General features: G+C 68.7%; 24 protein-coding genes. 10 read left to right on the top strand and 14 right to left on the bottom strand.

Annotation, left to right across the window (positions count from 1 at the left end):
• The 4 genes from AC3WRV_RS12130 to AC3WRV_RS12115 all read right to left on the bottom strand — a co-directional run bounded on the left by AC3WRV_RS12130 (window position 1) and on the right by AC3WRV_RS12115 (window position 3,097).
• Window positions 1-849: a 3-hydroxybutyrate dehydrogenase gene (locus AC3WRV_RS12130; RefSeq protein WP_291835900.1), complete on the bottom strand. Its 849-nt coding sequence runs from the start codon at window positions 847-849 to the stop codon at window positions 1-3.
• A gap of 81 nt (window positions 850-930) precedes the next feature.
• Entirely contained in the window at window positions 931-1,701 is a 771-nt protein-coding gene (gene yaaA / locus AC3WRV_RS12125; RefSeq protein ID WP_291835903.1) for a peroxide stress protein YaaA, read from the bottom strand.
• A gap of 54 nt (window positions 1,702-1,755) precedes the next feature.
• Window positions 1,756-2,574 (bottom strand): NAD(P)H-hydrate dehydratase, encoded by an 819-nt coding sequence (locus AC3WRV_RS12120; protein ID WP_492313450.1) that lies wholly within the window; start codon window positions 2,572-2,574, stop codon window positions 1,756-1,758.
• A gap of 4 nt (window positions 2,575-2,578) precedes the next feature.
• Window positions 2,579-3,097 carry a hypothetical protein gene (locus AC3WRV_RS12115; protein WP_492313449.1) on the bottom strand — a complete coding sequence of 173 codons (519 nt, stop codon included), beginning with the start codon at window positions 3,095-3,097 and terminating at the stop codon, window positions 2,579-2,581.
• Between the two features lie 134 nt (window positions 3,098-3,231).
• Between AC3WRV_RS12115 and AC3WRV_RS12110 the strand changes: the two genes are divergently transcribed.
• Complete coding sequence (locus AC3WRV_RS12110; protein ID WP_291835915.1) at window positions 3,232-3,570, top strand: P-II family nitrogen regulator; 339 nt, start codon at window positions 3,232-3,234, stop codon at window positions 3,568-3,570.
• Window positions 3,571-3,645: 75 nt separating this feature from the next.
• Window positions 3,646-5,055, top strand: coding sequence for a type I glutamate--ammonia ligase (gene glnA / locus AC3WRV_RS12105; protein WP_291835918.1), 1,410 nt, complete (start codon window positions 3,646-3,648; stop codon window positions 5,053-5,055).
• 55 nt (window positions 5,056-5,110) lie between these two features.
• On the opposite strand, the gene AC3WRV_RS12100 is transcribed toward glnA, so the two are convergent.
• The 5 genes from AC3WRV_RS12100 to AC3WRV_RS12080 all read right to left on the bottom strand — a co-directional run bounded on the left by AC3WRV_RS12100 (window position 5,111) and on the right by AC3WRV_RS12080 (window position 8,459).
• A complete protein-coding gene (locus tag AC3WRV_RS12100) occupies window positions 5,111-5,686 on the bottom strand; it encodes a hypothetical protein (RefSeq protein WP_492313448.1) in 576 nt (191 codons plus the stop codon).
• 33 nt (window positions 5,687-5,719) lie between these two features.
• On the bottom strand, window positions 5,720-6,709 hold the full coding sequence (locus AC3WRV_RS12095) for a hypothetical protein (protein ID WP_492313447.1): 990 nt from the start codon (window positions 6,707-6,709) through the stop codon (window positions 5,720-5,722).
• Between the two features lie 63 nt (window positions 6,710-6,772).
• Window positions 6,773-7,666 (bottom strand): twin-arginine translocase subunit TatC, encoded by an 894-nt coding sequence (tatC, locus tag AC3WRV_RS12090; protein ID WP_492313446.1) that lies wholly within the window; start codon window positions 7,664-7,666, stop codon window positions 6,773-6,775.
• Complete coding sequence (gene tatB, locus AC3WRV_RS12085; protein ID WP_492313445.1) at window positions 7,663-8,211, bottom strand: Sec-independent protein translocase protein TatB; 549 nt, start codon at window positions 8,209-8,211, stop codon at window positions 7,663-7,665. Before tatB ends, tatC begins: the two co-directional genes overlap by 4 nt.
• A 29-nt stretch (window positions 8,212-8,240) precedes the next feature.
• Window positions 8,241-8,459, bottom strand: a complete 219-nt coding sequence (locus AC3WRV_RS12080; RefSeq protein WP_291835935.1) for a twin-arginine translocase TatA/TatE family subunit — start codon at window positions 8,457-8,459, stop codon at window positions 8,241-8,243.
• Window positions 8,460-8,564: 105 nt separating this feature from the next.
• Here AC3WRV_RS12080 and rnhA point away from each other — a divergent pair, with 105 nt between their 5' ends.
• Complete coding sequence (gene rnhA, locus AC3WRV_RS12075; protein WP_492313444.1) at window positions 8,565-9,008, top strand: ribonuclease HI; 444 nt, start codon at window positions 8,565-8,567, stop codon at window positions 9,006-9,008.
• Between the two features lie 50 nt (window positions 9,009-9,058).
• Here the strand turns inward: rnhA and AC3WRV_RS12070 are convergent, their stop codons facing one another.
• From AC3WRV_RS12070 to AC3WRV_RS12060, 3 genes are all read right to left on the bottom strand, one after another.
• The gene (locus AC3WRV_RS12070; protein ID WP_291835947.1) at window positions 9,059-9,517 is read right to left on the bottom strand and encodes an NfeD family protein; all 459 of its coding nucleotides are present in this window, start codon (window positions 9,515-9,517) and stop codon (window positions 9,059-9,061) included.
• 3 nt (window positions 9,518-9,520) lie between these two features.
• On the bottom strand, window positions 9,521-10,525 hold the full coding sequence (locus AC3WRV_RS12065; protein WP_291835950.1) for an SPFH domain-containing protein: 1,005 nt from the start codon (window positions 10,523-10,525) through the stop codon (window positions 9,521-9,523).
• 94 nt (window positions 10,526-10,619) lie between these two features.
• Window positions 10,620-11,024, bottom strand: a complete 405-nt coding sequence (locus tag AC3WRV_RS12060; RefSeq protein ID WP_492313443.1) for an NUDIX hydrolase — start codon at window positions 11,022-11,024, stop codon at window positions 10,620-10,622.
• Window positions 11,025-11,079: 55 nt separating this feature from the next.
• Here AC3WRV_RS12060 and AC3WRV_RS12055 point away from each other — a divergent pair, with 55 nt between their 5' ends.
• Window positions 11,080-12,939, top strand: a complete 1,860-nt coding sequence (locus AC3WRV_RS12055; protein ID WP_492313442.1) for an SEC-C metal-binding domain-containing protein — start codon at window positions 11,080-11,082, stop codon at window positions 12,937-12,939.
• A gap of 34 nt (window positions 12,940-12,973) precedes the next feature.
• Here AC3WRV_RS12055 and AC3WRV_RS12050 read toward each other — a convergent pair whose 3' ends face one another.
• Window positions 12,974-14,338: an alpha/beta hydrolase family protein gene (locus tag AC3WRV_RS12050; protein WP_492313441.1), complete on the bottom strand. Its 1,365-nt coding sequence runs from the start codon at window positions 14,336-14,338 to the stop codon at window positions 12,974-12,976.
• A 111-nt stretch (window positions 14,339-14,449) separates the two neighbouring features.
• Between AC3WRV_RS12050 and AC3WRV_RS12045 the strand changes: the two genes are divergently transcribed.
• From AC3WRV_RS12045 to AC3WRV_RS12025, 5 genes are all read left to right on the top strand, one after another.
• Window positions 14,450-15,226 (top strand): LytTR family DNA-binding domain-containing protein, encoded by a 777-nt coding sequence (locus AC3WRV_RS12045; protein WP_492313440.1) that lies wholly within the window; start codon window positions 14,450-14,452, stop codon window positions 15,224-15,226.
• Window positions 15,227-15,282: 56 nt separating this feature from the next.
• A complete protein-coding gene (locus AC3WRV_RS12040; protein WP_492313439.1) occupies window positions 15,283-16,689 on the top strand; it encodes an FAD-binding oxidoreductase in 1,407 nt (468 codons plus the stop codon).
• A gap of 118 nt (window positions 16,690-16,807) precedes the next feature.
• On the top strand, window positions 16,808-17,056 hold the full coding sequence (locus AC3WRV_RS12035; protein WP_492313438.1) for a hypothetical protein: 249 nt from the start codon (window positions 16,808-16,810) through the stop codon (window positions 17,054-17,056).
• Window positions 17,057-17,134: 78 nt separating this feature from the next.
• Window positions 17,135-18,082, top strand: a complete 948-nt coding sequence (gene fabD, locus AC3WRV_RS12030) for an ACP S-malonyltransferase (protein ID WP_492313437.1) — start codon at window positions 17,135-17,137, stop codon at window positions 18,080-18,082.
• A 370-nt stretch (window positions 18,083-18,452) separates the two neighbouring features.
• A complete protein-coding gene (locus AC3WRV_RS12025) occupies window positions 18,453-18,731 on the top strand; it encodes a hypothetical protein (protein ID WP_492313436.1) in 279 nt (92 codons plus the stop codon).
• On the opposite strand, the gene AC3WRV_RS12020 is transcribed toward AC3WRV_RS12025, so the two are convergent.
• Window positions 18,728-20,008: a serine hydrolase domain-containing protein gene (locus AC3WRV_RS12020; RefSeq protein ID WP_492313435.1), complete on the bottom strand. Its 1,281-nt coding sequence runs from the start codon at window positions 20,006-20,008 to the stop codon at window positions 18,728-18,730. The genes AC3WRV_RS12025 and AC3WRV_RS12020 overlap by 4 nt on opposite strands.
• Before the next feature lie 69 nt (window positions 20,009-20,077).
• On the opposite strand from AC3WRV_RS12020, the gene fabG reads away from it, so the two are divergent.
• Window positions 20,078-20,818: a 3-oxoacyl-[acyl-carrier-protein] reductase gene (fabG, locus tag AC3WRV_RS12015; protein WP_291838631.1), complete on the top strand. Its 741-nt coding sequence runs from the start codon at window positions 20,078-20,080 to the stop codon at window positions 20,816-20,818.
• Window positions 20,819-20,881: the final 63 nt, after the last annotated feature.

The following is a 20,881-nucleotide window of genomic DNA, read 5'->3' as shown; positions in this document are numbered from 1 at the left end:
CTATTGCGCCGTCCAGCCGCCGTCGATGGAGAAGCTGGCCCCGTTGGCCGAGGCGCCGAGGTCGGAGACGAGGTAGAGGAACATCCCGGCCAGCTGGTCGGTGGTGACGAATTTCTTGGTCGGCTGGGAGCCCAGGATGACGTCCTTGAGCACCTGCTCCTTGGACATGCCGCGGGTGCGGGCCTGGTCGGCGATCTGCTTTTCGACGATGGGGGTCTCGACGAAGCCGGGGCAGATGGCGTTGCAGGTGATGTTGTCCTGCGCCACTTCCAGGGCGACGGTCTTGGTGAAGCCGAGGACGCCGTGCTTGGCGGCGACATAGGCCGACTTGAACGGGCTGGCGACCAGGCCGTGGGCCGAGGCGATGTTGACGATCCGGCCGCGGCCCTGGGCCTTCATGATCGGGATGGCCGCCCGCGTCGCATAGAAGGTCGACGACAGGTTGATGGCGATGATCTGCTCCCACTTGTCGGCGGGGAATTTCTCGACCGCCTCGACGTGCTGGATGCCGGCGTTGTTGACCAGGATATCGACACGGCCCAGCTCGTGCTTGCCGAAGGCGACCATGTCGGCGACCTCGTCGCCGCGCATCATGTTGGCGGCGTGGTAGCGGACGCGGACGCCGCAGCTGGCCTCGATCCCGGCGCGGGTGCGTTCGATCTCGGCCGGGTCGCCCAGGCCGTTCAGGACCACGTCGCCGCCCCGGCTGGCCACGGCCTTGGCCAGCGCCAGTCCGATGCCCGAGGTCGAACCCGAGATCACCGCCACCTGGCCCTTGAGGTCGCCGACGTCGCGGAACGGTTCGCTCTCGCTGGAGGCGCCTTCACCACGCTTGGGCCACTGGAACATGTTGTCTTTCCTCGGAGGACTTTTCGACTCTGGCCTCGGCGCGACTCTAGCGTCAGGCATACGTCATGGCGACTGTCGGGCTCAAGTATTTCCCGACCTGATGAATATCCACTCCGTGTCCGAGGACGCGGACTTGTCGAAGCGGTAGCCGTCGCGGTCGAAGGCCTTCAAATCCTCCGCCCGGTCGATGCGTTCGTCGATGGCGAAGCGGGCCATGGTCCCGCGCGCCCGCTTGGCGAAGAAGGAGATGATGCGGCGGTCGCCGGCCTTGTCCTCGTAGAAGTTCGGCGTGACCACCGGCAGCTTCAGGGCCTTGGCGTCGACGGCGCCGAAATACTCCTGGCTGGCCAGGTTCACGAGGGTCGGATCGCTCTGGCCCTCGGCGTCGGCGTTGAGGCATTTCGAGATGCGGTCGCCCCAGAAGTCGTAGAGGCTGGAGCCGCGCCGGGTCTTCAGCCGCGTGCCCATCTCGAGGCGGTAGGGCTGAATCCGGTCCAGCGGGCGCAGCAGGCCATAGAGGCCGGACAGGATGCGCAGGTGCGCCTGGGCGAAGGCCAGGCCCGCCGGGTCCAACTCGCGGGCGCGCAGGCCCTCGTAGACGTCGCCGGCGAAGGCGAAAGCGGCCTGGACCCCATCGGTGGAATCGGGCGCGAAGGCCTGGAAGCGCTCGCGGTTCAGCCGGGCCAGATCGTCGGAAATGCCCATCAGACGGCGCAGCTCGGCCACGGTGCGGGCGCGGGCGGTCTTGGACAGGGAGGCCGTGTCCTCGAGGAAGCGGCGCTCCGAGGCGGGGACGGCGGGGTCGGCTTCGGTGAAGTCGAGACGCTTGGCCGGGGACAGGACGATCAGCATGCGGTCCTGTTAGGCCGCTTCGGTGACGATTTGAACCGGACCCGGGGTCGCGGCTCAGCCGCCCTGTGCATAGAGGAGGGCCAGAACGGCGGGCAGGCGTTCGGGCAGGTCCTCGGCGATCAGGCCGGGACCGAAGGCGCGGGCGGCCTCGGCGTGCATCCAGACGGCCGCGCGGGCGGCGTCGAAACTGTCCATGCGCTGGGCCACCAGGCCGCCGATCATGCCCGCCAGCACGTCGCCGGAGCCCGCGGTGGCCAGCCAGGGCACGCCGTTGTGGTTCAGGGCGAGGCGGCCGTCGGGGGCGGCGATCACCGTCTCCGGCCCCTTGAGCACGACCACGGCGCCCGCCCGCTCGGCCGCCTCGCGCGCCGCCGTCTCGCGGCCCTTGGCCAGCAGGCCGGGGAAGAGGCGTTTGAACTCACCCTCATGCGGGGTCAGGACGTCGTCGCGGTCCAGCAGGCCGAACAGTTCACCGGGCCAGGCTTCGAACACCGTCAGGCCGTCGGCGTCCACGATCAGGGCCGCGCCGGTCTCGGCCAGGGCGCGGACGTTGGCCGAGGTGGCGTCGTTGACGCCCGCCGCCGGTCCCACCACCACGGCGTCCATGCCCTGGGCCGCCGCCTTCAGCGCCTCATCGGAGGCGAAGGGAGTCAGCATGATCGCCTCGATGGCCGGGGCGATGACCGCCGCCGCGTCGGGCGGGCACAGGATGCGCACCACCCCGGCGCCGATGCGCAGGCCGGCGCGCGCCGCCAGCCGGGCGGCCCCGGTCTGGGTCGCCTTGCCCGAGACCACGCCCAGCCGCCCGCGCGCATGCTTGTGTGCATCGACGCCGGGCCAGGGCAGTTTGGCGTGCCAGTCTTCGACGACCATGGTCCTAGGCCTTTCGCGTGAACACGCGGCCGCTCATCGCGCCGCCGAAGACCTTGACCGGTCGGTCCTCGATCCGGAACTGCCCGGTCCCGATCAGTCCCGCGACCAGGGCGTCCAGGCTGGTACTGTCGTTGTAGGGCGCGAACCGATGCAGCAGGCGTCCGTCGCGGGAGAAGAGGGACAGGGCGCCGGGCGTCGACTTGTGGAGATCGGCGGTCTGGATCTCCGCATAGCGGATGCGGGTCGTCTCAGGCCGTCCGGCGGTGCGGACAGTTATGGCGTCGCCGCCGAAGTCCACGTCGGTGGCCTTGTACAGCCGCCGCACCATCAGGATCGGAAGCGGGAGAAACACCAGCGCGGCGATGATCCCCATCAGCTTCACCGACGGGAAGGCGTTCACGAAATCCGCCAGTCCGCCGAAGCCGAAAACGAAGAAGAGTCCGCCGAACGCGACCGCCAGGAATCCCAGGGCGACGGCCAGTCCTACCCGCCTGTCGGTCTGTTTGAACCTGATGCTCGCCATTCCAGCCTCCATGCCGATACGTTTTCGTCCGCTTACGGTTCGCCGCGCATGCGAAAAACACTTGCCTTATTGTGCAATGCAATGTCCCTTTGCTGCCCGAGCGCGCGGCATTCCAGAGCCCGCCGGGAACGCCGATGAAAAAGATTGAAGCCGTCATCAAGCCTTTCAAGCTGGATGAAGTGAAAGAGGCCCTGCAGGACGCGGGAGTCCAGGGGATGACGGTGCTCGAAGCCAAGGGCTATGGGCGTCAGAAGGGCCATTCGGAACTCTACAGGGGCGCCGAGTACGTCATCGACTTCCTGCCCAAGATCAAGATCGAGGTCGTGGTTTCCGACGACCTGGCCCCGTCGGTGATCGAGGCCATCCAGACCGCAGCCCGCACCGGCAAGATCGGCGACGGCAAGATTTTCGTGTCTGACGTCCTGGACGTCATTCGCATCCGCACTGGCGAAACGGGCGCACAAGCCGTCTGATCGCTCAGCCCACCGGCCGCGTCCCCGGGCGCGGTCGTCAACGAAACCTCCCCATAAGAAACAGGACCTCGAAGAATGAGCGACGCGGGCAAGATCCTTAAAGAGATCAAGGAGAAAGACGTTCGCTACGTCGATCTCCGCTTCACCGACACAAAGGGTCGGATGCAGCACGTGACCTTCGACATCGACCTTGTCGACGAGGAATTCCTCGAAGAGGGCACGATGTTCGACGGCTCGTCGATCGCCGGCTGGAAGGCCATCAACGAGTCCGACATGCTGCTGAAGCCGGACCTTGCAAACTTCTGGATCGACCCCTTCTACCAGCAGACGACGCTGTTCCTGTTCTGCGACGTGCTGAACCCGGACACGGGCGAGCCCTACAACCGCGACAGCCGCTCGATGGCCAAGAAGGCGCTGGCGTACGTCCAGTCCTCGGGCGTGGGCGACACCGTCTATTTCGGCCCGGAAGCCGAGTTCTTCATCTTCGACGACGTGCGCTGGTCCACCGCCCCGCACGACACCGGCTACACCTACGATTCGATCGAGCTGCCGGCCAACACCGGCGCTGAATACTCCGAAGGCAACATGGGCCACCGCCCGGGGCCCAAGGGCGGCTACTTCCCGGTCAATCCGACCGACAGCGCCCAGGACCTGCGCGGCGAGATGCTGGGCGTGATGCGCGACCTGGGCATGCAGCCCGAGAAGCACCACCACGAGGTGGCCCCGGCGCAGCACGAGCTGGGCCTGAAGTTCAGCGACCTGCTGACCATGGCCGACCGCACCCAGATGTATAAGTACGTGATCCACAACGTGGCCGCCGCCTACGGCAAGTCGGCCACCTTCATGGCCAAGCCGACCTTCGGGGACAACGGCTCGGGCATGCACGTGCACCAGTCGATCTGGCGCGACGGCAAGCCGCTGTTCGCGGGCGACAAATACGCCGGCCTGTCGGACCTCTGTCTTTGGTACATCGGCGGCATCATCAAGCACGCCAAGGCCATCAACGCCTTCGCGAACTCGACCACCAACTCCTACAAGCGCCTGGTCCCGGGCTATGAAGCCCCGGTCAAGCTGGCGTACTCGGCCCGCAACCGCTCGGCCTCGATCCGCATCCCGTGGGTCAACTCGCCCAAGGCCAAGCGCATTGAAGCCCGCTTCCCGGATCCGATGGGCAACCCCTACCTGACCTTCGTGGCCCTGCTGATGGCCGGCCTGGACGGGATCGAGAACCGCATCGATCCGGGCGCGCCCGCCGACAAGAACCTGTACGACCTGCCGCCGGAAGAGCGCGGCAACATCCCCGAGGTCTGCGGCTCGCTGCGCGAAGCCCTGGAGAGCCTCGACAAGGATCGCGCCTTCCTCAAGAAGGGCGGCGTCATGGATGACGACTTCATCGACAGCTACATCGAGCTGAAGATGGAAGAGGTGATGCGTCTGCAACTGCACCCGCACCCCGTCGAATTCGACATGTACTACAGCTGCTGATCGACAGCGGGGGCTGATCGAGGAGGGCGCCGGCGGGAAACCGCCGGCGCCCTTTTCATTTGGGTGAGCTGTCGTCGAAATGTTCGGCATGGAACCGCCGCGCACTGGTCAGCGCGTCGTCCAGGTTCTGGCCGTCCCAGCCGAACTCCAGCAGGCTCTGGCCCACGCCCTGGCGCGAATAGGACAGGCAGATCAGGCCTTGGCGAATGCGGGTTGAGGCCCAGTCGAAGGTCGGGCCCGCCTTGGTGGAGGACCCGGCGAACACTTGGCCGACTTCGCGCTCCACCCGCCGTTCAAGGGGCTCCCACGAGTGGTCGGTGCTGAAGCGGGCGATCTCGGCGTCGTAGCGACGGCGATCGAAAGTGATCGGCGAGCCGTCGTACAGCCGCCATTCGACCGTGCTCTCCGTCCTCTCCACCTCGACCGTCACGTCGCCGCAGCCCACCACGCCGCAACCGCATCGTCCGATCAGGAGGCGCGCAGGGTCCCTGGCGAACTCAAGGACAAGTTCAGGCGGGTCGAGGCCCAGGCAGTCCTCTGCCAGCCAGTCGGCGCCGTCCACGAGCGGCCGCGCCTCATGATCGTTGCTGGAAGGGGAGGGGAGAATGCGAAAGGAAAGAACCGAGGTCATGTGCAAGTACCGCCGAACAGCCGGCCCGGCGACCTAGGCCGCCAGCTGTTCGATGAGCGGCTGGAGCGCTTCGTCCGTATACGGAGCAAGGTCCTTCAGGAAGCCGATCAAGGCGCGTTCGTTGGCGTCGAACTCGCCGTCGCGGCCGATGCGGTCGACCAGCCAGCGCGCCTCCTCGGCGTTCACCGGCGCGGCGGTCGAGGCGGCCTGCTGTCGGGTCTGTTCGCGCTCCCTGAACAGGGCTTCGGCGGCGTCGGGCTCGAACAGACCGCGGATCAGCAGGGCGGGGGCATGCCAGCCGATGTTGTGGACGGCGGTCTGGCCGAACTCCTTGACGATGCCGCTCATGATGCCGGCGTCGGGGTCGGCCAGCCAGCGCTCGCGGCGCAGGGCCTCCTCGCGGCCGGGCGGGGCCCATCCGGCGGCGGCGGTGACGGCGTTGGCCACGGCGCGCATGAAGAAGTCGGTCCAGGACGGATCGTTGGCCGCGCCGCGCGTGGCGTCGTTGAGGTCGAACAGCACCTCGGCCTCCTCGCGCGAGATGGCGAGACGGCCGGGGCCGGAGGGGGCGAACATCAGCCGGCGCATGCGCTGGACCTCGGTCGCGCTGATCACGCCGTCGTTCTCGACCACGGAGCGGCTGACCAGGCTGAGGCCGAAGGCCGCGAGCGCGGCCGGGGCGCTGTCGGCCTGTTCCAGCACCCGCACCACCAGTTCGATCTCGGTGCCGTCGCGGGCCCGCCTGTCGGCCTCGATGCGGGCGATCAGCCAGTCGGCCTGGGCGTCGGTGACATAGCCCGGAGGCTCCTGCTGGCGGACCAGCCAGTCGGTAAGGGCTTCCAGGAAGAGCATGCGCCATTCGGCGACGCGGCGTTCCGTGCCCTCATCGATGCGGAACAGGGCCTCGGCCTCGTCGCGGGTGACGGTGACCTCGCCGAAGATGTCCTGGCGCAGGGACAGGATGTCGGCGCTCGTCACCTCGCCGCGCGCGATGATGTCGTTCGAAAGGTCGATCAGGCCCATGTCCACGCTCCCGGTTTCCCGCAAAGTTGCCCCGCGGGGCGTTACGGACGGGCTAACGCTGGATCAGGCGGCCAGGCCGTCGGCGACGTCGGCCTTCTTGCGGCGCATCTCGATCAGGCGGACGCACCAGATCGAGATCTCGTAGAGCAGCACCAGCGGCACCGCGAGCATCAGCTGGCTGATGGGGTCGGGCGGGGTGACGACGGCGGCGACCACCACCACGGCGACGATGGCGTAGCGGCGGACCTCGACCATCATCTTGGACGAGACGATCCCGGCCATGCCCAGCAGGGTGGTGACGACCGGCAGCTGGAAGCACAGGCCGAAGGCGAGGATCAGCGAGGTGACGAGGCTGAGGTATTCGGAGATCTTGGTGTTCAGTTCGACCGTGATGCCGTCCGCCGTGATCTGCTGGCTCAGCGAGAACCACATCACGAAGGGCAGCATGACGAAATAGACCAGGGCCGCGCCGATCAGGAACAGGATCGGGGCCACGAACAGGAAGGGCAGGAAGGCGCCCTTCTCGTTGCGGTACAGGCCCGGGGCGACGAATTTGTAGAGCTGCCAGGCCAGCACCGGGAAGACCACGACCACGGCGCCGAAGCCGGCCACCTTCATCTTGGTGAAGAGCTGCTCCAGCGGGCCTGTGGCCTGCAGGGCCAGGTTGGTCGGGGCGCCCGGCGGCAGGTGATGCAGGCCGGCGGTGACGGCGATCAGCTCGAACGGATTGCCGCCGTGCTGGCCGGCGGCCTTGGCCGCGGCGTGCAGGGCATAGGCGGCCTGGAAGGGCTTGATCAGGAAGATCTGGATGTCGGCGGCGAAGTAGAAGCAGCCGATGAAGGCGACGGCGAAGGCGACCACGCAGACCACCAGCCGCCCGCGCAGCTCGATCAGGTGAGACATCAGCGGCGCGCGCGACGCCTCGATCTCGGCTTCGTCCCGGTCGATCTGGCTCACAGTTCAACCGCCTTCCTGCGGGAGGGCGGGGTCTTCTTCGCCACGGACGGCTTCGCGGCGGGCGTCTTCGCGGCGACCGGGGGCTTGGCGGCGGCCTTTTTCGCGGCCGCCTTGGGAGCGGCGGCCTTGCGCGGGGCGCGGGGCTTGGGCGCCGTTTCAGGCTCCAGCGGCGCCATCACCGGCGGGCTGTCGGGCCATTCCTCGGGACCCGTCAGGGCCGGGGCGGGCGCGGGGGCGTCGAGGGGGCGGTTCAGGTCGTCGCGGATGCCGCGGAAGGTGGCCTCGGCGTCGGCGCCCAGGGGCATCATGTTGGTCTGGCCCTGACGCAGGGCCTCGACCTCCTTGCGCAGGTCGTCCAGCTCGGACTGGCGCGCCATCTCGTCGAAGCTGTGCCGGAACTCGTTGGCCATGTTGCGGGCCTTGGCGACCAGCTGACCGAGCTTGCGCAGCATGGCGGGCAGCCGTTCGGGCCCCACGACAAGCAGGGCCACGACCGCGATCACGATATATTCCATGCCCCCGATGCCGGGGCCCAGACCACCCATCCGTCAGTCTCTCCGGCGCGAACGCGCGATTACGACTTCAGGTCTTCTTTTTCCGCGTCGGTGCGCGGCAGGGCGCCGGCGCGGTCGTCCTTCGGCTTGGTCTCGTCGGTGTCCTTCAGGCCGTCGCGGAAAGCCTTCACGCCCTTGGCGGCGTCGCCCATGAGGCCAGACAGCTTGCCGCGTCCGCCGAACAGCAGGAGCACGATGACGGCGACAATAGCCCAGTGCCAGATGCTGAGAGAACCCACGGCGACATCTCCTTCGTCGGACCGATGCGCGGCCCGTTCACAGTTTCACGCCGCATATAGGCCGTTCGGTGGCGCGACGCCAAGTGAACCTGATACAGCGCGCGGATGAGTCACGTGATCATCCACACCGACGGCGCCTGCAAGGGCAATCCGGGCCCTGGCGGCTGGGGCGCGATCCTGCAGACGGGCGGCGGTCACGAGAAGGAATTGTGGGGCGGCGAGCCGCTGACGACCAACAACCGCATGGAGCTGATGGGGGCGATCATGGCGCTGGAGGCCCTGACCCGTCCGTGCCGCGTCGATCTGCACACCGACAGCAAATACGTCATGACCGGGATCACCGAATGGATCCGCGGCTGGAAGGCGCGCGGCTGGAAGACCGCCGACAAGAAGCCGGTCAAGAACGAGGACCTGTGGAAACGGCTCGACGCCGCCCGGGCCCGCCACGAGGTGAAGTGGCACTGGGTGAAGGGCCACGCCGGGCATGAGCTGAACGAGCGGGCCGACGGCCTGGCCAACCGCGGGATCGAGGATATGCGGAAGGGCTGACCGGGCTCACCGCTCCATTCGCCCACGCGAATGGAGCGGTGACGTTGAAGTCAGGCCGCCCGGACCTTGAGCTTCGGTCCGTCGACGCCTTCGACGATGACGCTTTCGCCGGCCAGGGGGGCGACGCCCTCGATCTCGGCGGGCCATTCGGCGCCCGAGACGAAGACCCGGCCGCGGCCGTCGACGAAGGCCTGGACCACCTGGGCGCGCTGACCGATCAGACGGCCCTCACGGGCGTTGATGTCGGGCGAATCCGACGGGTTCACCCGCTGGATCAGGCGACGCGAGAGCAGGGTCGCGGCCACCGTCAGGCCGGCGAACAGGGCGACTTCGCCCCAGAAGCCTAGCGGCACGCCGATGGCGGTGATGACCGCCACCACTCCGGACGCGACGGCGGGCCACAGCAGCCATTCCGTCGAGAAGGCGGCCTCGACGGCCAGCAGGATCACGCCCAGCGCCAGCCAGATCCAGAACGGCTGATTGCTGTGGAACTCGATCAGGGCGTCCATGGATCAGGTCCTCGGAACGGTGGGACGCGGCGGGCGCGGCGGAGCGGGCGGGCGCGGCGCGGCGGGGATCGGCGCCGGGGCGGGGCGGCTCTGCTGCTGATCCTGAGCCAGGCTGACGAGCTGGCCCACGCCGGCGATGGTGCCGACCAGCGCGCCCATCTCGGCGGGGACGATGACCGTCTTCTGCTGCGGGCTGCGGGCCAGTTCGGCGAAGGCCTCCACATACTTCTGGGCGACGAAGTAGTTGATGGCGTTGACGTCGCCGGCGGCGATGGCGTTGGACACCATCTCGGTGGCGCGGGCCTCGGCCTCGGCTTCGCGTTCACGGGCCTCGGCGTCGCGGAAGGCGGCTTCGCGGCGGCCCTCGGCCTCCAGGATAGCGGCCTGTTTGGCGCCCTCGGCGCGGGTGATGGCGGCCTGCTTTTCGCCGTCCGCCTCGGTGACCACGGCGCGGCGTTCGCGCTCGGCCTTCATCTGACGCGCCATGGCGTTGGTGATGTCGGTCGGCGGGGTCAGGTCCTTGATCTCGATCCGGTTGGCCTTGACGCCCCACGGCTCGGTCGCCGCGTCGATGACGTGCAGCAGGCGGGTGTTGATGGCGTCGCGCTGGCTGAGGACTTCGTCCAGTTCCATCGAGCCGACCACGGTGCGCAGGTTGGTCATGCAGAGCTGCGAAATGGCGTAGGGCAGGTCGTCCACGCGATAGGCGGCGCGGGCGGCGTCCATGACCTGGATGAAGACGATGCCGTCGACCTTCACCACGGCGTTGTCCTTGGTGATGACCTCCTGGGTCGGGACGTCCAGGACCTGCTCCATCATGTTCATACGGCGACCGACCTTCTCGACGAAGGGGGTCAGCAGGCTGATGCCCGGGGGCAGGGTGCGGGTGTATTTGCCGAAGCGTTCGACCGTGAATTCACGCCCTTGCGGCACGATCTTCACGACGCTGAACAACAGGACGAAGGCCAGAACGACCAGGGCCACGAAGAAGAGTACGGAAAAGTCCATCAAAGCCTCCCTATTCCCGTCACGGTATCAGGCTGTGGCCCGCGCGCCACAGAAACCGGACGGCGGCCGATGACATCCCCGTAATCTTGGCCGTTCAGCGTCGCCGGGCGACCGCCAGGGCGATGATCCGCCGCGTCTCCGACCAGTCGATCAGGGCCTCGACCTGATCCAGGGGCGCGAACCGCGCCTCCAGGGCGTCGTCGCCCGCCACGGGCTCGCCGGACAGCCATTCGGCGGCGTAGTCGATCAGGACGTAGTGCCGCCCCGCCTCGGGGAAGATCCCGTCCACGACGTCAAGCAGGCCGGTGATGCGGGCCGCGACGCCGGTCTCTTCCAGCAGTTCGCGCAGGGCGGCGTCGACGGCGCGCTCGCCGGGTTCGATGCGTCCGCCGGGCAGGCTCCATTCGCCCATGCGCGGCGGCTTGCCCCGGCGGATCAGCAGGACCTCGTCGCCGCGCAGGCAGACGACGCCGACGGCGGGGACGGGAAGTTCATGCATCGCGCATCTTCGGCGTGTCTGGTAGGGCGGAAAAAAGAAAGGGAACGAGAGCTTCATGGGGTCGGGACGGAATACGCCTTGTAGCTGCGGAAGCGGCAAGAAGTACAAGCGGTGCTGCATGGGGCAGGATACGGGCGGCGCGGCCCCTCTCACTGACGAGATCATGGCGGCCCGGATGTTGACGCTGGAACATGATCGCAGCGTGAGGGACGAAGCGGAAAGCCGCCTTCTTCGCTTTCGCCAAGCGCCGGGGCTGGCGGCCCATACTGCTTCCGAGATCGACCTGTCGCTTGTCACGGTCGCTCAAAGACGTGGCGACCACCAGGGCGCTCTGGATCGGCTTGACGCGATGTCGGGGCGCGTATCCTCCGCCGTGCGCCAGAACATGAAACAGTTGCGAGCAACGTCCCTCACCCATCTGGGCGACGCTCCGGCCGGCGCCCGGATTTTCGACAAGCTTCTGAAGGAGGACGGGCACGATGTCTTCCGGCCCTGGTGGTGTCTGGAGGCCGGCCGGACCTACAGGCTGGCGGGTCGAACGGCGGACGCCATCACCGTCACCCGTGAAGCCGTGAGGCTGTTCGAGGCCCAGGACGAGCTGGAGCATCTCACCCGGGCCCGCTCCAATCTCGGCGGGTTCATGCTTTACTCCGAGGATAGCGACGAGGTGGCGCAGGGTGAGGCGCTTCTCGAAGAGATGTGTGACGTCAAGATCGGGATCGGAGATATCGAGGGCGCGGCCAACAACTTCTCCCAGCTCAGCATGCACTGCTTCCGCTTGAAGCGGTTCGAACGGGCGATCGCCTACGGCCGCAAGGATCTGATGCTGGCGCGGGTTCAGGGAGACGAACGGGGGCTTGCGGCCACCCTGGGAAACCTGGCGGTGATGTATGTGGAGCTTCGGCAGCTCACTCAGGCCCGAAAGCACAACGCCGAGGCCCTGGAGATCGGTCAGCGTCTGCAGAATCCGGAGATTATGGCCAAGACCGAAGGCATCACCCGAATGATCGAGGCCCAGGGAAAGGCCGCCGGCATAGCCGGAATACCGCTGGGGCCCATCGCGCCCTGCGCGTGCGAATCCGGGAAGACCTACGAGGCCTGCTGCGGGCGCGCGGACCATGAGCCGCTCGCATTGAGAATGCCGGTCGGCGGCGAGTCGGAAGATGTCCAACCCCTCGCCGGGGACCTTCGGCGGCTGGGCCTGGAGCCGGGTCCTCTCGATTTCGCCATGCGGGAAACGGACGAGGCCCGGCGGAGGGTCTCCTGGTCGGAGATGCGCGGCCATGACGGCTGGTTCGAAGTGCTTGAACTGCCTGACATGGCCAACATCCACTTGAACGCCGCCGAAGCGCTGATCCAGAACGCCCAGCCGGAGTCGGTGGATGAACCGCTGGCCTGCGCCATGCTGGCCGTGAGCGGGCTGGAGGCCTTCATCAACTCCACGATCTATTTCGCGAGGGAGGCGTCGGACAGCCGACCACTTGACCTTCCCGCGGGGCTGGTCGAGGACGCCGCGAAGTATCAGCGCTTCACGGAACTGACCCTGAAATGGGATGAACTGGGCAAAGCGATGTGTGGTCTGACGTGGCCGCCACCTCCGGCGCTCTGGCGGGCGTTCACCCAGTTGGTCCAGATCCGCAACGAACTGGTGCACTTCAAGGCTGAAGGTTTTGTCCGGGTCGCGCCCACCGAAAAGCTGCCGCCCCATCAGCTACGGGGATTGCCCGCCGAGATCAGCATTCGAGCCATTCCACATAGTTGGCCGATGCGCCTGCTGACGCCCTCCTTCGGTCGTTGGGCGGTGTCCACGGCGCGCGCCCTGGTGAGCCACTTCAGGACCGGATACATGGCGACAAGGATCGCCGCCGGGGAGCCGGCGTCCTCGCCGTCGGACGAGTCTCGCGGGGCGGCCTGATCGGCGTCGACGATGGAGATGGGGACGCCGCCCCTCAACGTCCCCGCGCCAGAAGACGCCCGTCGCCGTAGTCTCCGTCCAGCCGGCCCGTCCGCGCCCAGTCCAGCACGGCCTGATAGTAGCCGGGCGCGTAGCCGAGCGAGGTGCGGCGGCCGTCCAGGGCGGTCTCGTAGCGGACGATGCCGTGGTCGGTGGCCGGATATTCCAGCAGGGTGATCGGCCGGCCCTGGGCGGACAGGTCGATCAGCCGCGCCCGGGTGGCCTCCGGCGGGGCGCCGATGTCGTCCCGGGCCTGGATCCACAGCATGGGCGCGTCCAGGCGGTTGAGCACGGGCAGGGGATCGTAGTCCCACGACGGTCCGTTCTCGAGCTGCGGGGCCATGGCGATGATCTGCTCGTTGGGCGCGTTCAGCAGCAGGCCGGTGAACTCGCCCTTGATGTCCGCGAACCAGGGCTCGACGCGGTAGCGGGCGCGGACAGCCTCCAGCCCCTCGAAGCCGACGGCGCCTTTGGAGGCGACGAAGGCGCCGGTGACGTCGGTGATCCGGCGCGCCTGGTCCAGAACCTCGGGGCCCCATCCCCTGGCCTTCAGATCCTGGGCGACCTGGTCGCTGTCTTCGGAGAGGGGTCCGTAGGCCAGGCCGAAGCCGACGATGACGAAATCGACCGGCGTCAGACTGGCGGCGAGCGGCGCGACCCAACCGCCCTGGCTGGCGCCGTGCAGGCCGACCCGGCCCGCGCGGGCACCGGCGAGGCGGCGGGCCTCGACGACCGCCGCGGCGGCGTCCTCGGCGAGGATGTGGAAGTCCTGGGTGTAGCGGCCCTCCGATCCGCCGGAGCCGCGCTTGGCGTAGACGAAGACGCCGACCCCCGAGGCCGGGGCGAAGCGCTGGAAGGCGTTGAAGTCGAGGGCGTTGGCCCCTTCCGACCCGTGCACCTCGACCATGACGGGGACGGGACCGTCGCCGGGCGGCAGGATCAGCCGCCCGTGGAGGCGGGCGCCGCCCTGGCCGATGAAGGTGGTGTCCCGCTCATCCAGCGTCTCGCGGGCGCCGGGCTGGCCTTCGAAGACGATCCGGCCTTCGTCGCAACCGCCGAGTTGGGGCTGCGGACCTTCGACGCGGGTGGTCGAGCCCAGGGTGCTGACCCAACGGCCGTCGGCGCCCAGGGTCATCTTCGCGGTGGCCCCGTCGAGCCGACGCCAGCGGAGCCCCCGGCTCACCAGCGGCGCGACATCCACCCAGCTCCCGTCGTCCAGCCGATAGAGGCCGATGTGGCAGGCCGTGGCCGGATCGGGCCGGGCGTCGACATCGGCGCCCGGAAGCTGGGCCAGCGCGGGAGAGGCGACGATCGATGCGGCGAGGGCGAGGGCGGCGACAGCGAGCCGGGAGTGAGACACAGGTTTTCCGATCCAGCAGGGTTGCGGTTTCGCGACCGTCCTTGCCGGTGACGCGGCGGCTCGCTAGGCCCGATTGCGCGAACGGCGCCGGGACTGCGCGAACGGGACGGCATGGGCGACAGGGCGGAACGGCGGATCGGGACGGCGAGGGCGGGGCGCTGGGCGATCGACCTCGTCCTGCTGGCCGCGATCGGCCTGCTGATGGGGTTCCTCGGGCCTTTCGACTCGGACAGCGCCCCCGCGACAGAGCGCTATGTCTACTGGATGATCTGCATCGTCGGGGGCGGGCTGATCGGGGTCGCGGCGGACGAACGGCTGGGCCGGCGCATCACCAGACCCTGGCGGCGGGTGGCGGCGGTCTCGGTGCTGATGACGCCGCCGGTGACGCTGCTGGTGCTGATCACTCAGTCTCTGCTCGTGGACCAGCCGATCACCGGGGCGGCCTACGGATGGCTGCTGTGGCAGGTGTGGCCGATCATGCTGGCGGTGATGGCGGTGCGGGCCCTGGTCTGGCGGCGCCCGCCCGTGCGCGTCGAGACCCGGACCGTCATCGCCCCGCCGCTGCCCGAGGCCGAGGCGGCCTTCCGGCGGCGGCTGTCGGCGAAGCGTCGCGGGGCGCGGCTGATCGCGATCGAGGCGCATGACCATTATCTGAAGGTCCATACCGACGCCGGCGCGGAGCTGATCACCCTGCGCTTCGCTGATGCGCTGGACGAACTGGCCCTGGCCCACGGCTGGCGCGTGCACCGCTCGTGGTGGGTGGCGGCCGGCGCGGTGGAGGGGGTTCAGTGGCGGCGCGGCGCGGGGGAAATCCGCCTTGCCGGCGGGCTGACGGCGCCGGTGAGCCGGACCTATCGGTCGGTAATGAAAGAGGCGGGGTGGTTTTAGCCCCGTCAGCGGACGTTTGATCTGGCGCAATCGCCCGCGCCTTGCCACAAATCCCCATGACCTCCCCGTCGCCTGAAGCTCTCGCCGCCCTCAAGGCCGCCGCCGGTCATGGCGGCTGGACCGAGGATCCGTCCGATATCGCGCCGTGGCTGACGGAGTGGCGGAACCGCTGGAGCGGGAACACGCCCCTGATGCTGACGCCGCGCTCGACTGAGGAGGTGGCGCGGCTGGTGACGATCTGCGCCGCGCATCGGGTGGCCGTCGTGCCGCAGGGGGGGAACACCGGCCTGGTCGGAGGGCAGATCCCTTACGGCGAGGTGCTGCTGTCGACGCGCAAGCTGAGGGCGGTGCGCGATGTGACCCCGCTGGACGACGCCATGACGGTGGAGGCGGGGGTCACCTTGCTGGAGGCGCAGCAGGCGGCGACGGCGGCGGGGCGGCGGTTTCCGCTGAGCCTGGCGTCCGAGGGCTCGGCCACCATCGGCGGGGTCATCTCGACCAATGCGGGCGGCACCCAGGTGGTGCGCTACGGCATGATGCGCGACCTGGTCCTGGGCATCGAGGCGGTGATGCCGGACGGGCGGGTGTTCCACGGCCTCAAGCGGCTGAGGAAGGACAACACCGGCTATGATCTCAAGCAACTGCTGATCGGGGCCGAGGGGACGCTGGGGGTGGTGACGGCGGCGACGCTGAAGCTGTTCCCGATCATGCGCTCGCGGGCCACCGCCATGGTGGGGCTGGAGACCGCCCATGCGGCCATCGAACTACTGGCGCGGGCCAAGGCCGAGACCGGCGGCGGGGTCGAGGCCTTCGAGCTGATGAAGCGGATCGGCATGGAGTTCGTGCTGAAGCACATCCCCGATACGCGCGAGCCGCTGGAGTCGACGCCGAACTGGTATGTGCTGATCGAACTGGCCTCGGGCGAGCCGGGGGCGGCGGACGCTGCGCTGGAACGGCTGCTGTCGGACGCCTTCGAGGCCGGGCTGATCGTGGACGCCGCCATCGCCCAGAACGACGGCCAGCGCGCCGCCTTCTGGAAGGTGCGGGAAGAGCAGTCGGCGGCCCAGAAGCCCGAGGGCGGCGGCTGGAAGCACGACGTGTCGGTGCCCGTCTCGCGCATCGCCGACTTCCTGGACGAGGCCGCCGTGGCGGTCGAAAAGTTCGAGCCGGGCGCGCGGATCAGCGCTTTCGGCCACGTCGGCGACGGCAACATGCACTACGACGTGCTGTGCCCGCCGGGCGTGGACCACGCCGCCTTTATCGGCCGCTGGATGGCCGGGTCGGAGATCGTGCACGACATCGTCGCCCGCTACGACGGCTCCATCTCGGCCGAGCACGGCCTGGGCCGGCTGAAGACGGAAGAGGCGCGGCGCTACAAGACGCCGCTGGAGGTCGCCACCATGCAGGCGGTGCGCGCGGCCATCGATCCGCTCAGGATCATGAACCCGGCGGTGCTGTTCTAGGGATCCTGGTTCAGATCACGCCGGTTCGATCATCGCTGTGGATATAGAACAAAAGTAGAACGAATTGGCCTTGAGACTCACAGGCGAGCCCGGCTAGCGTCCGGGTCCGGGAGGACTCATGGCCGAATCTCAAATGGATATGCCGCGCGGGCGGATGATCGTGCGCTGCCTGTCGCCGGGCTGCGTCCACGTCGCCCTGCTGGAGGCGAAGGTCCTGTTCGGTCCGGCCCGCGACTGGCCGACGGCCGGGCGCTCGCAACGCTTCCGCTGCGTCTGCGGCGGGCGCGAGAGCCGCATCAGCTATGCGGGGGAGACGGCCCCGGTTGAGGTCCAGCCGGCGGCCGACGCGATCCACCTCTGGGCGTGATCTGAAGCCGCACGACTTGCCCCTGCGTCACGCCCGGCCTATCGCTGCCGCCTTGATTCACGGCTTCGGAGCCCACCCATGACCCTCGCCCTTCTGTTCCCCGGACAAGGCAGCCAGTCGGTCGGCATGGGGGCGGCGCTGGCCGACGCCTTCGCCTCGGCCCGCGACGTCTTCACCGAGGTGGATGAGGCGCTGGGCCAGAAGCTGTCCGTGCTGATGCGCGAAGGGCCCGAGGACCAGCTGACCCTGACCGAGAACGCCCAGCCGGCCCTGATGGCCGTGTCGGCCGCCGCCGCCCGCGTGCTGAAGGTCGAGTTCGGCGTGGACGTGAGCCGCGCCGCCTTCGTGGCCGGCCACTCGCTGGGCGAATATTCGGCCCTGTGCGCCGCCGGTTCGATCTCGCTGGCCGACACCGCCCGCCTGCTGAAGCTGCGCGGCCAGGCGATGCAGCGCGCCGTGCCGGTGGGCAAGGGCGCCATGGCCTCGCTGATCGGACCGAAGACGGACCTGGCCCTGGCCGAGGAAGCCGCGAAGGCGGGCTCGGAAGTCGGCGTCTGCGTGGTCGCCAACGACAACAACGCCGGCAACATCGTCATCTCGGGCGACAAGGCCGCCGTGGATCGCGCCATCGAGAAGGCCAAGGAACTGGGCGCGCGGGCGATCCCTCTGAACGTCTCGGCGCCCTTCCACTGCCCGCTGATGCAGCCCGCCGCCGACGAGATGGCCGCCGCCCTGGCCGCCGCGACCATCGTGGCCCCGGTCGCGCCGGTGGTGGCCAATGTCACCGCCCGTCCGGAAACCGATCCGGAAGTCCTGCGCCGCCTTCTGGTCGAACAGGTCACGGGCCGGGTGCGCTGGCGCGAGTCGATGGAGTGGATGGCGACGGAAGGCGGCGTGACCCGCTTCGCCGAGATCGGCTCGGGCAAGGTGCTGACCGGCATGGCCAAGCGCATCGCGCCGGACGCCGAAAGCCTGTCGCTCAACACGCCGGAAGAGCTGGAAGCGTTCGCCAAGTCGCTGGGCTAGGTGCCGTGCGGGGGCCGAGCGTCTATCTCTTCGGGATGATGTGGCTCTGGGGGCTCGGCTTCCTCGTTGGGGTCGCGAGCCTGCTGTTGCTGCTCTGGCTTTCCGCTTTTCTACCCCTGTCGGACAACTGGCGATGGCCGGTTGCGATCCTGGTGTGGATCGGGCTGAACATCGGATTGTACCTAACCGTCCCGGCCTGCCCGCGATGCGGATTGAATATCTTTCTGGAGATCAGGGAGCACTGGCGTCCAATGCCGGGCCAGTACCTGTTCTCACGCCTGCGACGGCGGGTCTGGAGGCCGAGCGACGCTTGTTCGCGCTGCGGGCTGGACCTGCGGCGGCATGGCCTGTTTGACGCAAGGCCGCGGTCGTGAAGGCGCAGGCCGTCCGGTATCTGGCGATCGCGAGTTGGGCGGCGCTGGCGATCCCGCCGGTGCTCTATGCGGGGCTGACGCTGGTGCTGTCGTTCGGCGGCGCTGGGCTGGACGGCATGGGGATCGCCACCGCCCTGGTCATGCTGGCGGCGGTCGGGGCCGGGGCGTTCAAGCTGCTGAAGGGCGACGTCCGGGAGGGCTGGATTTTGCTGGCCCTGGCCTGGGCGCCGCTGGTGCTGACGGTCCTGTGGGGATGGCTGGGCGCGGGCGCCTAGCTCGCCCGCACGATCCCCAGATCGGCGTCCAGCGCGGGGCGCAGTTCGCTGAGGATGTCGACCGCGCGGTAGGGCATGGCCTGGATCATCAAAGTGGCGGCGAAATTCCGCTCCGGATCGATCCAGCCCTGGGTGCCGGCCGCGCCGCTCCAGCCGAACTCGCCTTGACGCCTGTGGCCGGGCCGGGCGACCCAGCCGCCGAAGCCGAAGCCGCCGCCTTCCGCGGTCAGGCCCTCGGGCAGGATGTCGGTGCGGATCAGGTGCGCGGTCTCCGGCTTCATCACCCGCACGCGTCCGGCGCGGCCGTCGTTCAGCAGCATGGACAGGAAGCCGAGGTAGTCGCGGGTCGAGGAGATCAGGCCGCCGCCGCCCGAATAGAGGGTCACGGGCCGGGCGTAGGCCTCGGCCGACAGGGCCGCCACGGCGGTCGGCGGCGCGGCGCGGTCGCGGCCATAGGCGTAGACCTGCATCAGCCGCGCGGCGTCGCCTTCGCGCAGCCGCCAGACGGTGTCGTCCATGCCGACCGGATTGAGGATGCGCCGCTGGACGAAATCGGGGAAGGCCACGCCGGATGCGCGCTGGATCACCAGGCCCAGCACGTCCAGCGAGACACTGTAGTTATAGGCTGTGCCCGGTTCTGCGATCAGGGGGATGTCGGCCAGCCTGGCGACCAGTTCGTCGAGGTCGCGGACCTGGGGGTCGTCTCCGCGGGGCGCGCCGGGGGTGATGCCGGCCTCGCGATAGGCGCGCTGGACCGGGCCGTCTCCGGCGATGGAATAGGTCAGGCCGCTGGTGTGGGTCAGCAGGTGGCGGATGGTCATGGTGTTGCGCGCCGGGCGGGCGGCCAAACCCTGCGCGGGGTTGGTGGCGACCTTCAGGGCGGCGAACTCGGGAATGATCTCGGCGACCGGCGCATCCAGCGTCAGCCTGCCGTCCTCCATCAGCACGGCCGCCGCCGCGCCGGTGACCAGCTTGGTCATGGAGAAGATGCGGAACAGGCTGTCGGGGCCGACGCGGTCGAAGACGTTGAAGTCCAGCGTTCCGGCCCGGATGAAGATGTCGCTGCCGTCCGGGGCTCGCACCCCGACCGAGGCGCCGGGCAGGCGGCGCTCGGCCACGAAGCGGTTGAGCACGCTCTGGCTCAGGGGCAGGCGCTCCAGACCGCGGACCTCCGGCGCGGCCGCGCCGCCGCCGAACGTGGCGCAACCGGACAGGCCGAACGCGCCGGCGCCGAGCAGGAGGGCGCGGCGGTCGGCGATGAGGCGGTTTCGGTCCATCGGGCGTTCCTCTGGCGATCTGGCGCGGGCTCGGTTAGACCCCACCCACGAAATGGCGGAGCTTTGAAAATGTTCAACCTCACTGGCAAGACGGCCCTGGTGACCGGCGCGACCGGCGGCATCGGCGGCGCGGTGGCCCGCGCCCTGCACGCGCAAGGCGCGACGGTGGTCCTGTCCGGCACGCGCGAAGCGGTGCTTCAGGACCTGGCCAAGGAGCTGGGGGAGCGCGCCTTCGCCGCCGCCGCCAACCTGTCGGACGCCGAATCGGTCGACGGCCTTGTCGCTCGCGCGGAGGAAGCCGCCGGTTCGCCGCTGGACATCCTGGTCGCCAATGCGGGGATCACGAAGGACGGCCTGCTGATGCGGATGAAGGACGAGGACTTCGAGCAGGTCATCAAGATCAACCTGGAAAGCTATTTCCGCCTGTCGCGCGCGGCGATGAAGGGGATGATGAAGCGCCGCTCGGGCCGCATCATCGGCGTGACCTCGGTGGTCGGCGTCACCGGCAACCCTGGCCAGACCAACTATGCGGCGTCCAAGGCCGGCATGATCGGCTTCTCCAAGTCGCTGGCCCAGGAAGTCGGCTCGCGCGGGATCACCGTGAACTGCATCGCCCCGGGCTTCATCGCCTCGCCGATGACCGACGTGCTGAACGACCAGCAGCGCGAGACCATCCTGAAGAACATCCCCGCCGGCCGCCTGGGCACGGGCGACGAGATCGCCGCGGCGGCCGTCTATCTGTCGTCGGACGAGGCCGCCTATGTCACGGGGCAGACGCTGCACGTGAACGGCGGCATGGCGATGATCTGATCATTGAACCTTCTCTCCTCCGGGGGAGACGGTGGATCACGAAGCGAGACGGATGAGGGGGAT

The sequence above is a fragment of the Brevundimonas sp. EU05-FHT14B11 genome (assembly GCF_058790835.1).
The sequence above is the reverse complement of the archived record's forward strand: the minus strand, read 5'-3'. Positions and strand labels throughout refer to the sequence as shown.